At 35.6% G+C, this 17,309-nt stretch carries 15 protein-coding genes; all 15 read left to right on the top strand.

Going from position 1 to position 17,309, the window contains the following annotated elements; genetic code table 11:
• Positions 1-82 precede the first annotated feature (82 nt).
• Positions 83-1,393 (top strand): nucleotide sugar dehydrogenase, encoded by a 1,311-nt coding sequence (locus PTE_RS09645; protein WP_036845570.1) that lies wholly within the window; start codon positions 83-85, stop codon positions 1,391-1,393.
• A 13-nt stretch (positions 1,394-1,406) separates the two neighbouring features.
• Positions 1,407-2,456 (top strand): Gfo/Idh/MocA family protein, encoded by a 1,050-nt coding sequence (locus PTE_RS09640; protein WP_036845568.1) that lies wholly within the window; start codon positions 1,407-1,409, stop codon positions 2,454-2,456.
• Positions 2,457-2,474: 18 nt separating this feature from the next.
• Entirely contained in the window at positions 2,475-3,065 is a 591-nt protein-coding gene (locus tag PTE_RS09635) for an acyltransferase (RefSeq protein ID WP_036845566.1), read from the top strand.
• 13 nt (positions 3,066-3,078) lie between these two features.
• Positions 3,079-4,149, top strand: coding sequence for a DegT/DnrJ/EryC1/StrS family aminotransferase (locus PTE_RS09630; protein ID WP_036845564.1), 1,071 nt, complete (start codon positions 3,079-3,081; stop codon positions 4,147-4,149).
• Between the two features lie 5 nt (positions 4,150-4,154).
• Entirely contained in the window at positions 4,155-5,384 is a 1,230-nt protein-coding gene (locus PTE_RS09625) for an oligosaccharide flippase family protein (protein WP_036845562.1), read from the top strand.
• Positions 5,381-6,493, top strand: coding sequence for a D-glucuronyl C5-epimerase family protein (locus PTE_RS09620; RefSeq protein WP_036845560.1), 1,113 nt, complete (start codon positions 5,381-5,383; stop codon positions 6,491-6,493). Before PTE_RS09625 ends, PTE_RS09620 begins: the two co-directional genes overlap by 4 nt.
• 478 nt (positions 6,494-6,971) lie before the next feature.
• Positions 6,972-7,712, top strand: coding sequence for a hypothetical protein (locus PTE_RS26480; RefSeq protein ID WP_239002543.1), 741 nt, complete (start codon positions 6,972-6,974; stop codon positions 7,710-7,712).
• Between the two features lie 11 nt (positions 7,713-7,723).
• The gene (locus tag PTE_RS09610) at positions 7,724-8,812 is read left to right on the top strand and encodes a glycosyltransferase family 4 protein (protein ID WP_245219038.1); all 1,089 of its coding nucleotides are present in this window, start codon (positions 7,724-7,726) and stop codon (positions 8,810-8,812) included.
• Between the two features lie 5 nt (positions 8,813-8,817).
• Positions 8,818-9,888 (top strand): non-hydrolyzing UDP-N-acetylglucosamine 2-epimerase, encoded by a 1,071-nt coding sequence (gene wecB, locus PTE_RS09605; RefSeq protein ID WP_036845556.1) that lies wholly within the window; start codon positions 8,818-8,820, stop codon positions 9,886-9,888.
• Positions 9,885-11,126: a glycosyltransferase family 4 protein gene (locus PTE_RS09600; RefSeq protein WP_036845554.1), complete on the top strand. Its 1,242-nt coding sequence runs from the start codon at positions 9,885-9,887 to the stop codon at positions 11,124-11,126. Before wecB ends, PTE_RS09600 begins: the two co-directional genes overlap by 4 nt.
• Before the next feature lie 176 nt (positions 11,127-11,302).
• Positions 11,303-12,313 (top strand): glycosyltransferase family 2 protein, encoded by a 1,011-nt coding sequence (locus tag PTE_RS09595; RefSeq protein ID WP_051477329.1) that lies wholly within the window; start codon positions 11,303-11,305, stop codon positions 12,311-12,313.
• Positions 12,314-12,323: 10 nt separating this feature from the next.
• Complete coding sequence (locus PTE_RS09590) at positions 12,324-13,481, top strand: DegT/DnrJ/EryC1/StrS family aminotransferase (protein ID WP_036845552.1); 1,158 nt, start codon at positions 12,324-12,326, stop codon at positions 13,479-13,481.
• Entirely contained in the window at positions 13,482-14,093 is a 612-nt protein-coding gene (locus PTE_RS09585; protein ID WP_241826152.1) for a sugar transferase, read from the top strand.
• A gap of 9 nt (positions 14,094-14,102) precedes the next feature.
• The gene (locus PTE_RS09580; RefSeq protein WP_036845550.1) at positions 14,103-15,980 is read left to right on the top strand and encodes a polysaccharide biosynthesis protein; all 1,878 of its coding nucleotides are present in this window, start codon (positions 14,103-14,105) and stop codon (positions 15,978-15,980) included.
• Positions 15,981-16,328: 348 nt separating this feature from the next.
• Positions 16,329-17,282, top strand: coding sequence for a DMT family transporter (locus tag PTE_RS09575; protein ID WP_241826151.1), 954 nt, complete (start codon positions 16,329-16,331; stop codon positions 17,280-17,282).
• Positions 17,283-17,309 lie beyond the last annotated feature (27 nt).

Here is a 17,309-nt window from a genome sequence, read left to right as displayed (position 1 = left end):
TAAATAGCACCCTAATTAAAAACTGCGAAATGTTATTTATTTTCACAAGTACATTTTCAGGTCATAATATTAAAGGCAAAATATGTCATCACTAAACATTCTCACCGATAAATTTGATAATAAAACAGCCATTATTGCCATTGTTGGTCTTGGCTATGTTGGCTTACCGCTAATGCTGAGATATAACGATATTGGCTTTAAAGTGATTGGGTTTGATATTGATAAAGAAAAAACAGATAAATTAAATCAAGGCCAAAGTTATATCGAACATATTCCCGCAACCAAAATTAATCAGGCCATCCATTCCGGTTTCGAAGCCACAACAGATTTCGCCAAAATAGCCGAATGTGATGCGATTATTCTTTGTGTTCCCACACCGTTAAATAAATACCGTGAACCTGATATTAGTTTCGTGATTAACACCACGGAGATGATAAAACCCCATTTAAGAGCCGGCCAACTCCTCTCCTTAGAAAGCACCACTTACCCCGGCACCACCGAAGAAGAGTTATTACCCCGGGTGGAAGAAAACGGGTTAAAAGTGGGGGAAGACTTCTTCCTGGTCTATTCACCCGAACGCGAAGATCCCGGCAACCCTGATTTCGAAACCCGAACCATCCCTAAAGTCATTGGCGGCCATACTGAAAACTGTTTAAAAGCCGGGCTTGCCGTTTACCAACCTGCGATTGACCAGGTCGTCCCCGTCAGTTCAACCAAAGCGGCCGAGATGACTAAACTGCTGGAGAACATACACCGGGCGGTCAACATCGGTTTAGTCAACGAAATGAAACTGGTCGCCGACAAAATGGGCATTGATATCCACGAAGTCATCCGGGCCGCCGCCACTAAACCCTTTGGCTTTGTCCCCTATTACCCCGGCCCGGGATTAGGCGGTCACTGCATCCCGATAGATCCCTTCTATTTAACCTGGAAAGCCCGGGAATACGGTATCAATACCCGCTTTATTGAACTCTCCGGTGAAGTCAACTCATCCATGCCCGATTATGTGGTCACCAAAACCGTCTTAGCCCTGAATAAAGCAAGTCAATCCATTAATAATAGCCGCATCTTAGTCTTGGGGATCGCCTATAAAAAGAATGTTGACGACATGCGAGAAAGTCCCTCGGTACATATCATGGAAAGACTCAGGGATTTAGGTGCCAATATTGAATATTCCGACCCTCACGTCCCGGTATTTCCTAAAATGCGTGAACACCATTTTAATTTAATCAGCCAGCCTATCACGGAAAAGAATCTAAAAGCATTTGACTGCGTTATTTTAGCCACCGATCACGACAAATTTAATTATGAATTCATCGTCAATCACGCAAAGTTAGTCGTTGATACCCGCGGTAAATATTCTCCAAATCACCAAAACGTCATAAAAGCTTAATCCAGGACAAACCATGCTTAACATAATTAAAGACAGAAAAATAAAATTCGCTTTAGTGGGATGTGGCAGAATTGCTAAAAACCATTTTAATGCTCTGGCAGCACATCAGGAAAATGCTGAATTAGTCGCAATCTGTGATAACGATCAAACAGTATTAACAGCGACGATAGAAAAAATGGGCGTCCCGGGTTTTAACAACTTAAATACCATGCTGGATAATATCACCGCCGATATCATTATCCTGACCACCCCCTCCGGGCTGCATCCCGAACAAGCCATTGCCTGCTTTAATAAAGGCTTTCATGTCGTCACAGAAAAGCCGATGGCGACACGACTCGCCGATGGCGAAAACATGGTCAAAGCTGCCGATAAAGCCGGAAAACGCCTGTTTGTCGTCAAACAAAATCGCTTAAACGCCACATTACAATTACTGAAACGTGCAGTCAGTGAAAAACGTTTTGGCAAAATCCATCTGGTTCACCTCAATGTTTTCTGGACCCGTCCGCAAGAATATTACGATCAAGCCGCCTGGCGGGGCACATGGGAATTTGACGGCGGTGCCTTCATGAATCAGGCGAGCCATTACGTTGACTTAATTGAATGGCTGATTGGCCCGGTCAAAGATGTGCAGGCCATGACATCGACCCACCTGGATATCGAAACGGAAGATACCGGCGTACTGAATATCCGCTGGCGAGACGGGACCTTAGGCTCGATGGCCGTCACTATGTGTACTTACCCGCAAAACCTTGAAGGCTCTATCACCATTCTGGGTGAAAAAGGTACAGTCCGGGTAGGGGGTTTGGCGGTTAATGAAATCCAGGAATGGCGTTTTTCCGACGAAAAAGAGTATGACCGGCAAGTCAAAGAAGCCAGCTATGAAACCACCTCCGTTTATGGGTTTGGCCACCCGCTTTATTATAAAAATATCATTGATGTGATGAGAGGAGAAGCCCAACCCATCACGGATGGCCGGGAAGGCTTAAAATCATTAGAATTGCTTATCGCTGCCTATCTCTCAGCCCGAGATAATAAAACCATTTCTTTACCTTTAACGTATTAAATCAAGGGAACAAGTATCATGTCAGCAGAACACCTAATGATACATCCCAGTGCCATCATTGATGAAGGGGCACAAATCGGGAAAAACAGCCGCATTTGGCATTTTACGCATGTGTGTGCCGGCGCCCAAATTGGTGAAGGCTGCTCTTTAGGCCAAAATGTCTTTATTGGTAACCAGGTCACCATCGGCAATCACTGCAAAATACAAAATAACGTCTCTGTTTATGACAATGTTCATTTAGAAGAAGGTGTATTTTGTGGCCCGAGCATGGTGTTTACCAATGTCTATAATCCGCGCTCATTGATTGAAAGAAAAAGTGAATATAAAACGACCCGGGTGAAAACAGGTGCCACATTAGGTGCCAACTGTACCATTATTTGTGGTACCACCATTGGTGCCTATGCCTTTATTGGTGCCGGTGCGGTCGTGAATAAAGATGTGCCGGATTATGCCTTGATGGTCGGCGTGCCGGCCAGACACATTGGCTGGATGAGTGAATTTGGTGAACAATTAGATTTACCGCTGCACGGACAAGCCACCACAACCTGCCCGCACACGCAGCATATTTATCAACTCAACCACCATACCGTGACCCGAATTAAAGTATAAAAGGTAAAGAAGAATGCAATTCACCGATCTCGCGGCACAGCAACGCAGAATTAAAGATAAAATTGACGCGAATATCCAGACAGTCCTCACCCACGGAAAATATATTTTAGGGCCCGAAGTAGCGGAATTAGAAGAAAAGCTGATGGCCTACACGGGAGCCAAATATTGTATTACCTGTGCGAATGGCACCGATGCCCTGCAAATTGCCTTAATGGCAATTGGCCTCAAACCCGGCGACGAAGTTATCACCCCCGGATTTACCTACATTGCCACCGCTGAAACCATTGCGCTGTTGGGCGGCATTCCGGTCTATGTTGACGTCAAGCCCACAACCTATAACTTAGATCCGGCCCTGCTGGAAGCCGCGATTACCTCCAAAACTAAAGCGATTATTCCGGTTTCTTTATTCGGCCAATGTGCCGATTTTGACGAAATTAATGCCATCGCCGAAAAACATAACCTGACCGTCATAGAAGATGCGGCCCAAAGTTTTGGTGCGACTTATAAAGATAAGCGCTCCTGTAACTTAACCACCATCTCGTGCACCAGTTTCTTTCCCAGCAAACCCTTAGGTTGCTACGGTGATGGCGGAGCTATTTTCACCAACGATGAAGAGCTGGCGAAAATTATCCGTCAAATTGCCCGTCATGGCCAAGACAGACGATACCATCACATCCGAATCGGCATCAATAGCCGTTTAGACACACTACAAGCGGCCATCCTTCTGCCCAAACTGGACATCTTTGAGGAAGAAATGGCATTACGCCAGATTGTGGCAGAAAACTATCATCAAGCGTTGAATAAAATCGGCATCATGACCACACCCTATATTGAACCACACAATCTCTCAGCCTATGCGCAATATACTATCCGGGTCAAAAACCGGGATGAATTGCAACATAGATTAAAAGAACAGGGTATTCCAACCGCGGTGCATTACCCCATTCCCTTGAATAAACAACCTGCGGTTGCCAGCAATATTATTCTGCCTGTCGGTGACGAAATAGCCCAAGAAGTGATTAGTTTGCCGATGCATCCTTATTTATCCATAGATTTAATTAACAAAATCTCCAGCTCGATTTAAACTCTATGAAGAATAAGTTTATAAAGAATTTATCTGGCTTATTACTTTCGTCATTATTAAGCCAGATATTATTATTGCTATCAACACCTGTACTTACTCGATTATTCTCACCCGAGGAATTAGGCATTTATGCTTCACTTTCATCTATTTTAAGTATTTTGGCAGTAGGTGCTTGCCTCCGTTATGAATTTTCAATCAGCTCATCAGAAAAAGAACGTGAAATTAATTCATTAGTCACATTATCTTGTATAATTTCAATCATCATTAGTCTTATAGCAATCACTATTTTTGCAATATTTAATATCCCAGAAAAAATAATTATAGGAAACCACATATACTATATACCTCTAGGTATTATTACTTACGGGTTTTATAGAGCAATGAGCTTCAACAGCATAAGAAAAAGACAATACCGTGAATTCTCTATCACTAAAATAGCTCAAACGGTCACTATGATTAGTATTCAAATAGTTGGGGGCATAGCTAGTTTGGGAGCAAGCAGCCTTATCTTAGGGCAGATATTAGGCCAATCATTAGGCGTCCTATTTTTGCGTAAAAAATCTCAATATCGCCTGATAATAAGGAAAACCGAGTTTAGAAAAATAAGACTTCTCGCTAAGAAATATTACAAATTTCCAGTTTATGATTTCCCTGCCAGCTTAATTAACACGGTTAGTAATGAACTACCTCAATTGTTTATAATGTCTGCCTATGGATTAAAATCCGCAGGATTTTATTTAATCGCATCTAAAATATCAGGCGCACCCATTACACTGCTCAACCAAACAGTTTCGTCAATATTACAAGGTTATTTAAAAGATACTCCTGCATTATCTTTCCTAAAAATAAAAAAAACGTTCTATTACCTAACACTAATTTCTATTTTATTTGCCACCGTTACATACTGGGTTGGTATACCAATCATAACATTTATTTTCGGTGAAGAATGGTATGAATCAGGCAAATATCTATTATGCTTAATACCTCATTTATCCGGGCAAATAATATATTCATCCTTATCAATATATTTATCCATGTATGAGCACCAGAAGAGCAATTTATTCATTCAATCAACATCTATTACATTAAGATTTATAGCCCTTCTCATCGGGTATTTATTAGGAGACATTTATCTCTCCATCTTATTATTTTCACTCATAAGCTTTAGTCTTTATCTAATGAGTACAGCTTATATTTTAAGATTATCTTTTATGCAGCAAAGAGGGTTAGAATGAAAAAAACAAAAAATATAATCAAAATAATTCCATATATAATCATCATCACAATCGTCAGTTATACATTCAATCAATATGCTTATGAGCTAGATGAATTCAACAGTAATGTTAGAAACTTAGTCATGAAAGGGAAATTTACCCAACGTGACTTTAATAGCAATGGTTTTCCATTATCACATTCACCACGTATCCCTGAGCCATTTCTATCCCCGTTTTATGTCGTTCACTATGGAATAATATACTCTTCCTTAAGCTTAGAGAAAGACAATACCAATATATTATGGAGACCGGATTCATCCTTATCAGGATGGAATGTACCGCCACCTAAATTCAATAAAGAGGAATTAATTTCTAATTTTAAATTCTCAGCCGATTGGCTATTGAACAACATCAAGTTATTCCATGGTGAAAATCATTACTTATATAATTTTGATTGGCCATATAAAGGCTATGAAAATAATAAACTCTCTGCTCCCTGGTGGTCTGGATTAACAGATGCATATGCAATTACTCTCTTATTAAGAGCTTATGACAATTTTGGTGATGATAAATATCTATTAACTTCTCACTTACTATACAAATCATCGCTAGCTCCGGCCAATCAAGGAGGTAGCCTGACAATTTTAGATAATATGCCCTGGATTGAAGAATATGTTGATCCTAAAGCAAGTTCAGACAAATTAGCCTTTGTATTAAACGGAATGATTTACTCTACTTATGGTATTGAATCCTTCGAAAATTATCTTAATATAGATAAAAGTAAAAGAATGTCCGAAAGTTTATATAAATCAATCAGTAGCAATATATTTAAGTTCGACATAAAAAATGAATGGTCCAGCTATGATTTAGTTGGTAATCCAGCGAATATGAAATATCATAGAATACATACCCTTCTTCTAAAAGATCTTATAGATAGAAATCAACACTTTAAAAATAAAGAAATAATAAATTTATATAACAATTGGAATAGATCCGTCTCTAATATCGGGTATTATTACATAAAGCATGGGCCTATTAGTTGGGCATACTATCATTTTATCACTATGTACTTATTATCTATATTAGTATTATCAATCATTTATTTTTTTATCAGAAAAAATGCAAAATAAAATCAAAATAATACTAAAAATATTTCTCTATCAAGTAATTATATATCTAAACTCTGTGCTTATATTAGACACATTCCAAGAGGTAAGAGGTTATAATATCAGCCCACAAGGTCACTTAAGTATCCTATTCTGCTGGATATCATTATTACCACTACTCTTACTTAATAACCAAAAAAATCCAATTATGGTTTTTCTATGGTTAATATATATAATTTACATTATACCATTGTCAATTATATTTCCTCTAATTAATTCAGCTTCTATATATTCAGTAATTTTCATATCCGCAATAAATATATTATTTCTATTGTCTATATTATTCTTTCGAATAATAAATAGAATTACGTTACCAAAACTACAAATCCCCTGGGATCTATATAAAACACTTATAATAGGATGCGGTATTATTGTTTTATTCTTTGTTATCACTAACCCTGCATTCAGTTTAATACCACCTAATATATTTAAAGTTTATTTAGTGAGAGAGAATTTCAAAGAAAACACATCATTATTAACCATGTATATTATAACAAGTGGGGGATACGTAATTTCACCATTATTATTATTAGCTTCATTCTATGTAAAAGGTCTTGTTAAATATATCCTTATTGCAATAAGCGTTATGATTTCCTACTCAATATATTGCTCTTCAGGATTAAAAAGTATAGCATTCATGAATATCACCGTTATAACTCTCTTCTTCTATATCAAAGGGAAAAGAAACATAAGTAATTCCGTGATAAATATAATTCTATACTCATTCCTTGCTGCCGGATTACTGTATTTTATTTTCGATTTCTATGACCCACTTATACACTGGTTACGCAGAATATTCTTCACACCAACATTAAATACCTTCTATTTTTATGATTATACATTCAATAATAATAGGGAATTCACTAACGATGCCCCAAAGATAATCTCTCAGATATATTATGGCACCATAGGCTCTGCTAATACAGGCTTTATTGGGGACGGTATAGCCAGATATGGTATTGCTGGCTTAATAATAAATTTCTTTATATTTAATATACTCATCTTCGCAATGAACCTGAGTTCAAAAAAAGTTCCATTTGAATTTTCAACAACATTATATTTACCGTTCGTATACACGGTATCAAACACGGCAATTACAGCACTACTACTGACATATGGGCTGCTGATATTAAGCATACTATTATTCTTATTTCCTACGAAAAATAACAAAAACTCCTTATGAAAATCACACATATGACATCTGCACATCCGCGTTTCGATACACGTATTTTCCTAAAAGAATGTTCTGCATTACAAAAAAAACATGAGGTAACCCTTATTGTCGCAGATGGTAAAGGTGATGAAATAAAGAATAACATATCTATCATCGACGTAGGTATATTGCCAGGCCGATTAAATAGAATCTTTAAAACAACCGATAGAGTCTACAAAAAAGCATTAGAACTAGATTCTGATCTATATCATTTCCATGATCCGGAGTTAATACCTATAGGATTAAGACTTAAAAAGAAAGGTAAAACAGTCATCTTTGATGCCCATGAAGATGTCCCCAAACAAATCCTTAGTAAACCTTATTTAAATAAATTCGCAAAAACGATTATTTCTAAAACATTCTCTCTCTATGAGAAATATGCTATCCCTAAATTTAACGGAATTATTACGGCTACACCCTCAATAAGAGATAAATGCTTAAAACTAAATAATAACACCATAGACATTAATAATTACCCGATATTAGGTGAGCTAAGTAATAATAACACTAATTGGGATGAAAAAGAAAAACAAGTATGCTATGTAGGAGGCATATCTGCCATTAGATGCATAGAAGAAATGGTTGAATCAATATCTTATCTGACGACTGATACAAAAATTAAATTAGCGGGTAGTTTCTCTGAAAAAGATTTAGAAAATAAAATAAAAAACATGGAGAATTGGCATAAAATAGATGAGCTTGGCTTTTTAAATCGAATAGAAACAAAAGAACTTTTATCTAAATCCATTGCTGGAGTTGTTCTATTCCACCCATTACCCAATCATATCGATGCTCAACCTAATAAAATGTTCGAATATATGAGTGCAGGTATTCCTGTCATCGCTTCAAATTTCCCATTATGGAAAGATATCATTGTAGCAAACAATTGTGGAATTTGTATCGATCCATTAACCCCGAAAGAATTAGCTGATGCGATAGATTATTTATCGAATAACCATGATATAGCGGAAAAAATGGGTAATAACGGATTTTTGGCAGTAAATAAAAAATACAATTGGGATATTGAACAGAATAAACTTATTAAATTCTATCAACAATTTGGAAGTTAATAAACATGAAGAAAATAATAACAGTATTAGGAGCAAGACCACAATTCATCAAGGCAAGTCCTGTGTCTCGCGCCTTACAAAATCATAATAAATTTGAAGAAATTATCATTCATACAGGTCAACACTTTGATACTAATATGTCTGATATATTTTTCAATCAATTAAAAATTCCCAAACCTGATTACACACTTAATATTCACGGCGGCTCGCACGGTGAAATGACAGGAAAAATGTTAATTGAAATTGAAAAGGTACTTATCACAGAAAAACCCGATGCAGTCATGGTATATGGTGATACAAACTCTACTTTAGCTGGAGCATTATCTGCATCTAAATTACATATTCCAATTATACATATTGAAGCCGGTTTACGTAGCTTTAACATGAATATGCCAGAAGAGATAAATAGAATATTAACAGATAATGTTAGCTCAATTCTTTTCTGCCCCACAGAAACAGCAATCAATAACCTACAACGAGAAGGCTTCAACTCAAAACCGGTTAATATAAAAAAAGTGGGTGATGTTATGGAAGATGCTGCTATATATTTTAGCCGAATGGCAAAAAGACCTGATGAGCTTATTCACACACCACATTTCATATTAACGACACTACATCGTGCTGAAAATACCGATAATCAAAAACGATTAACTGAAATAGTGAACGCATTAAATTATATACATAAAACAATTTACCCTATTGTCCTTCCTCTTCACCCAAGAACTAAAAAAATGTTGGAAACATATCGCTTACATTTAGATGTTCACTTAATCGAACCGGTTGGATATTTAGAAATGCTATGGTTACTTAAAAATACAGCCCTGGTTATTACAGATAGTGGGGGACTACAAAAGGAGGCTTTTTTCTTTAGAAAACCGTGTGTAACAGTTAGGGACCAAACTGAATGGGTAGAATTAATTGAAACCGGCGTGAACAAATTATCAGATGCTGAAAATAAAAAAATAACCCAGTCAGTTCACAATATGATTAATACTAATATACACTCCGTTCAATCTATATATGGTGGCGGCGTTGCTGCTATAAAAATTGCTGACGAATTAGAAAAATCACTATGAATATAGTATACATAAACCATTATGCAGGCTCACCGGATCTTGGTATGGAGTTTCGGCCATATTATCTAGGCCAAGAGTGGCTCAAATCTGGACATAATATTACCATACTTGCAGCTTCTTATTCTCATGTTCGTACAAAGCAACCAAAACTAACAGATAATAAAAAAACCATCGAAAATCTTTGTGGATTGAAATTTATCTGGTATCCGACCCCTCATTATCATAATAATGGATTAGGCCGGGTAAAAAATATATTCTCTTTCTTAAAGCAGATATGGTTCGATACACATAATTTAATAAAAGAAAATAAACCAGATATCGTTATTGCATCAAGCACTTACCCTTTGGATATTTGGATCGCAAAGCGTCTGGCAAAAAAAGCTAAAGCTAAATTAGTTTATGAAGTTCACGACTTATGGCCTTTATCTCCTATCGAAATAGGCGGTATGTCCCCAAAACATCCTTTTATGAGATTATGTCAATTTGCTGAAAATTATGCTTATCGCCGCTCAGATATGGTCATTTCAATACTTCCTAATGTACATAATCATATGAAAGAACATGGCTTGGACCTGAAAAAATTGCATATCATACCTAATGGCATAGTTGAAAATGATTGGCAAATTAAAAATATCGATCCTATTTCATCTCATATCAGAAAAGTAGTCGATCACTGTAGAACAGAGAATAAAATCATTGTGGGTTATGCCGGATCGCTTGGAAAACCCAACGCCATGAACTACCTTATTGATGCTGCAAAATTATTAGAAAAACAAAACTTTCATTTTCTGTTGGTAGGCTCTGGGCTAGAAAAAGAAAATCTAGTAAAACAAGCTAACTTACTTAATTTGAGAAACATTACCTTTAGTGATCCAATACCGAAAACACAGATCCCTGCTCTGCTCCCGCTATTCGATATTGCTTATATAGGTTGGCATAGAAAATCGATATACAGATTTGGGATTTCACCTAATAAATTAATAGATTATATGATGGCAGGATGCATAGTGTTACATTCTGTTGAAGCTGGTAATAACATTGTTGCCGATGCAAATTGCGGATTATCTATCCCACCTGAATCTCCCCAAGCCATTGCAAATGGATTACTTAAATTAAATAAACTCTCAAGGGAAAAGAAAATTGAATTAAGAAATAACGGTAAAAAATACGCATCAAAAAACCACACATATAATATTCTATCAAATAAATTCCTAAAGGTAATGATAAATCATAAATGAAAAATTCCTTCCTTTAACATTACCTGAAATTGAACAATATAAAATAGATAAAATTATTGATTGACTTAAAACTGGTTGGATAATTACCGGCCCTAAAACCAGAAGATTTGAACAAGATATAGAAATTGCATTTAAATAACTATCATTACTGTCCAAATAGAGGTTATTATTCAATCATGATAAATATATCAGTAATTTGCCCTATATTAAATGAAGAGAAATATATAAAAGAATGTATCGAATCACTTCTAAAACAAGATTACCCTACCGAGCAATTAGAGATTATCTTTATAGATGGCTGTAGCTCAGACAATACTTTGAAAGTTATTCAAAGTTATACTGAGAAATATGAATTCATAAAAATACTATACAACCCTGAACAACATGTACCTACGGCTCTGAATATTGGTATAAAAAATTCAACAGGAGAATATATAGCCAGAATCGATGCTCATTCCAACTATCCTAGCAACTACTTATCCAAACTATATAGTTTATCAAAACAATTTGATATTGATAATATAGGTGGAGTTATTAGCACAAAACCATGCAATCCTACAATTATTGCCCATACTATTGCATATGCCTTAAGTAGTCAGTTTGGTATGGGTAATTCCTATTTTCGAGTTGGTGTCAAGAATATAAGAAAAGTTGATACAGTACCTTTTGGTTTTTTCAAAAGAAATATATTCGATAAAATAGGGTTATTTGATGAAGACTTAACTAGAAACCAAGATGATGAATTTAACAGTAGAATTATAAAACATGGAGGTAATATATATCTTGTCCCAGACATTATTATTGATTACTACCCTAGAGATTCAATTAAAAAAATCTGCTCTATGTTCTATCAATACGGTTTATTTAAACCACTAGTCAACTTAAAATTAAAAACAACAACATCACTCCGACAACTAATACCACCGACTTTTGTCTTAGGGTTAATTCTGGGACTAGTCCTCTCATTCACTAGCCCAATATTTTTATATCTATATATAAGTTGTATTTTCATCTATTTATCTCTGGCTTTACTAGTATCAATAAAAGCCCATATTAAAAATAAAAAAAACTATATTTTTTTACCATTAATATTTCTGTGCATACATCTATCTTATGGATCAGGGTATCTCATTGGAATAATGAAAATTATATTCAATAAGAAATTCCACGTAAAAAATAAAAGATAAGGATTATATCATGAACTCTTTTTTTCTCCCTTTCGCACTCCCAGAAATTGGCCAAGAAGAAATTGATGAAGTCATTGATTCACTTAAAACAGGTTGGATAACTACTGGACCTAAAGCCAAAAGATTTGAACAAGATTTTGCTCAGTATTTAGATTCTGATGTTGAAGCAATCGCGGTAAACTCAGCAACAGCTGGATTACATTTAGCGTTGGAAGCCATTAATATCCAGCCTGGTGATGAAATCATCGTTCCTACCTACACCTTTACAGCAACAGCAGAAGTTGTCCGTTATCTGGGCGCTCACCCTATTTTTGTTGATTCTTTACCTAACAGCCTGAATATTGATCCAACAGCCATAAGAAAAGCAATAACATCCAAAACTAAAGCGATCATACCGGTGCACTTTGCCGGTTTATCCTGTGATATGGATGAAATAATTGCTATAGCTAAAGAATTCAATCTACGAATCGTTGAAGATGCCGCTCACTCATTCCCAACCTTATACAAAGGAAAAAAAATTGGCACTCTGGACACCGATGTAACCGTATTCAGTTTTTACGCCAATAAAACTATGACAACAGCTGAAGGTGGAATGCTAGTAACCAGAAATCCAGATATTATAAAAAGAGCAAAAGTCATGCGCCTGCACGGCATTAGTAAAGATGCCTTTGACCGATATCAATCTAAAATACCAGCCTGGTACTATGAAGTCATTGAACCAGGCTATAAATATAATATGCCAGATATTTGTGCAGCCATCGGTATTCACCAATTACAGAAAATAGACTCTTTTCAGAAGAAAAGAGAAGAGATGGCTAAATTTTACGATAGTGAATTAAAAGACCTACCCATTATTTTACCGACTAAACCTACAGAACCTAATAGTCAACATGCCTGGCATTTATATACTATTAGATTGAATGATGAGGTTAAAATATCAAGAGACGACTTTATAATAAAAATGGCAGAAAAAAATATAGGTTGCTCTGTCCATTTTATCCCACTACATAAACAACCCATATGGAAAAACACCTATTCTCTTGATAAAAATAACTTCCCTGTAGCAGAAGAAAACTTCAAAAGAATTGTATCCATTCCCTTATACACAAAAATGACCCAAGAAGACCAGATCTACGTTATCGAAACAATTAAAGGAATTCTTGAATAAATGAAAATAAATTATTCAATAATAAAAATAGTTTTTGATTTCACTGCATCCTCAATTGGGCTAATTATCCTTTCTCCTATCTTAATCGCGATTGCCATTTGGATAAAAATAGACTCGAAAGGACCTATTTTTTTCCGGCAAAAACGCGTAGGTCAATATAATAAAGATTTTTATATTCACAAATTTAGAAGTATGACTACCGATTCAGAACAGAAAGGCCAACTCACTGTAGGTCACGATCTCCGTATTACAAACTCTGGAAAATTTATACGTAAATACAAACTTGATGAACTAGCTCAACTCATTAATGTTGTTCAAGGAAAAATGAGTCTAGTTGGACCAAGACCAGAAGTCCCACAATTTATGGATAAATATCCAGATGACGTAAGAAACAAAATATTATCTGTCAAACCTGGAATAACAGATTTAGCTTCTATAGAAATGATCGATGAAAATCAAATATTAGATAAATATGCAGATCCTCATCAAGCCTATATTGATATTGTGATGCCTATAAAAGCCAAATACTACTTAGAATATGTCGATGACAAGTCATTTTTCCATGACCTGAAGATTATTTTTAAAACAATTTACAAATTAGTTTTTAGGTAATTTAAAATTATGAATAAAAGAATAGTTTTTGGCCAAGATAGACTAATAAAGACCCTCGTTCTTCTCATAGTAGATATATTTATAATCAGTATTTCATACTGGCTAAGTATGTGGCTACGTCTTGACAGAGAAGTACCGCTCTACAGCTTACAGCATTGGATCACTATTATATTCACAATACCTTGCACGATATTTATTTTCTTAAGAATTGGTTTTTATAGATCGATATTGAAATACGTTAATATGAGCATATTGAAATGGGCTATTATTGGCTCATTATCATCGACTCTATTCTTAACAGCATTCTCCTTATATCAACAAGCATTCTTACCCAGAACTGTACCTATTATTTATTTTTCTTTTCTGGTTATCTCACTCTGTGGCACAAGGTTCTTATATAGAACACTGCGTAATCTATTAAAGTATAAAGGAACCCCAGTAATTATCTATGGCGCAGGAGAATCTGGTCGGCAACTTTTACCCATATTGACAATGCATAGAGAATTCAACCCCATTGCCTTTGTTGATGACAATACTAAATTACATAATTTATCTATTCATGGGGTTTACGTCTTCTCTCCAGAAAAAATAAATTTTCTGGTAGAGAAATATAACATAAAGAAGATATTACTAGCCATACCCAGTGCTTCAATATCCAATAGAAAAAAAATAATTGAGAGACTACAAAAAGAACATTGTGAAATACTCACCATCCCAAGCTTCAATGATCTGGTTGAAGGAAAAGCTCAAATAAACTCACTAAAGCGGGTTTCCATTAATGATCTGCTAGGAAGAGAACAAGTTAATCCATTACAAGATTTACTCAGTAAAAACATCAGAAATAAAAACATACTGATTACAGGCGCTGGCGGTTCAATAGGATCTGAACTGTGCAGACAAATCATCAATCAATCTCCATCTCAAATGATATTATTTGAGCTAACAGAATATTGCCTTTACTCAATAGAAATGGAGCTGCAAAAAATAAATTTAGAAAGAGAACTCAATATAAATATCATTCCAATTTTAGGTGATATAAAAGACTCAGACAAGATAAATAAAATAATAAACAAATTTAACATTAACACAATATACCATGCTGCTGCATATAAACACGTCCCACTGGTAGAAATGAACACACTGGAGGGTATAAATAATAATATTTTTGGCACACTTTCACTTGCTCAGGCGGCACTTAAACAAAAAGTTGAAAAATTTGTATTAATCTCTACCGACAAAGCTGTCCGCCCGACCAACACAATGGGAGCAACAAAAAGATTTGCCGAACTTATACTACAAGCCTTTGCTAAAGAAAACAGCCATACAAAATTCTCGATGGTTCGTTTTGGTAACGTTCTTGGTTCATCTGGCTCAGTAGTACCCCTTTTCGAGCAACAAATGAAAAATGGTGGACCAATAACGCTAACTCATAAAGACATCACACGTTACTTCATGACTATTCCGGAAGCCGCCCAATTAGTTATCCAGGCGGGCGCGATGGGCAACAATGGCGACGTCTTTGTTCTGGACATGGGCGAGTCAGTAAAAATTTATGACCTTGCCCGAAAAATGATTAACCTCTCCGGCTTGACAGTTAAAGATAAAACCAATCCTCATGGTGACATAGAAATCCAAATTACCGGATTAAGACCTGGAGAAAAGCTTTATGAAGAGCTACTCATTGGTGATAACGTTTCTGGCACCAATCACCCTAGAATAATGACAGCAAATGAAATTTTTTTACCTTGGGATAAATTAAACTCATTATTAAATGACTTAAAGATATCTTGTGAAAATTATGATTTCGAAAACATTAGAAAGATTCTTATCAACTCGCCTATTGAGTTTCACCCCAAACAAGATTGCACTTACGATCTTTTAAAATAATATCTAAGCTTTCTAACTGGATAAATAGATATGATGACCATATTAATCACTGGAGGAAATGGCTATACCAGCTCACACATTGCATCCGTGAAGATACTCAACGGATCCGGCTGAAAGCTATATTGGTTATCTGGATAAACAACAACCCTATGAAATTTTTAATATATAAGTAATTAAACATCATATAATTCAAAAAATTAAAATAACAAGCCAACAAAAACCTCATCATTAGATATATCATATGCATTATACTTCCTTCAATTTTTTCCTCAAAAAAGGAAAATGGAAATTATGGAATTAACCTCTTAATACGAGCCCATAAATTTATGAAAAAGTACCCAAATAGCTATGTTTATCAACCGTAAAGTAACAGCAAATGCCTATGGACTATTCTCTGGTGTTTTTTGGGGACTCACTGGTGTTCTTTTAGCTATTTTATTAAAAAGCAACACTCTTTCTTCTTATTTCCTTATACCTATCATTATTGCCTTCCTGAATGACCTGATTTCATGTGTATACATGTTTATATATCTGCTATATCAGAATAAATATCGGGCAATAATAACCATCACTAAGAACAAAAAATATTGGATAATCGTACTGGCAGCTATGCTGGGTGGCCCAATAGGCATGTCTTGTTATATCCTGGCCATTCAACATATTGGTGTTGGTTATACAGCAATTATCGCTGCAACCTACCCTGCCATTGGTTCTCTAATATCATTCTGTCTATTTAAAGACAGAATTCACCTTATAGGAACATTAGGCCTGATATTAGCCGTTGTATGCACCATAATACTAGGCTATTCAACAACAACACAAACAATATCCAACTGGACAGGATTCCTTTTTGCCTTTATCTGTGCACTGGGTTGGGGATCTGAAGTTGTTATCAGTTCCTACGGAATGAACAACAATATACCTGCTGACATCGCCTATTTTATAAGACAACTATCCTCCTCGGTAGGTTATACTATCCTTATCATAATATTCATTTTCTCGCTGCCTAATGTAATACCTATCTTCTCAAGTTTCACACTATCCAGCCTGCTACTAATAACTTCACTGACAACGACCGTATCATACCTCTTCTACTATCGAGCAATCAGCATACTCCAGCCTATTCGAGCGATGGCTTTAAACATCACCTACACCGTTTGGGCAATATTCTTTGCCTACTTCCTTCTGGATGAATCCATCTCTATAAAATTATTAATCCTGTGTATAGGTGTTTCCTTAGGCTCATTCTTAACCGCTATCAACCCTCATAACATCAAAAAATTAATATTGGATCTCAAGTGAGTAAAATTATAAAAAATTTCTTCACAA

This window comes from Photorhabdus khanii NC19, assembly GCF_000517265.1.
Classification (GTDB): Bacteria; Pseudomonadota; Gammaproteobacteria; order Enterobacterales; family Enterobacteriaceae; genus Photorhabdus; species Photorhabdus khanii.
This window is presented reverse-complemented; position numbering and strand designations above follow the sequence as displayed.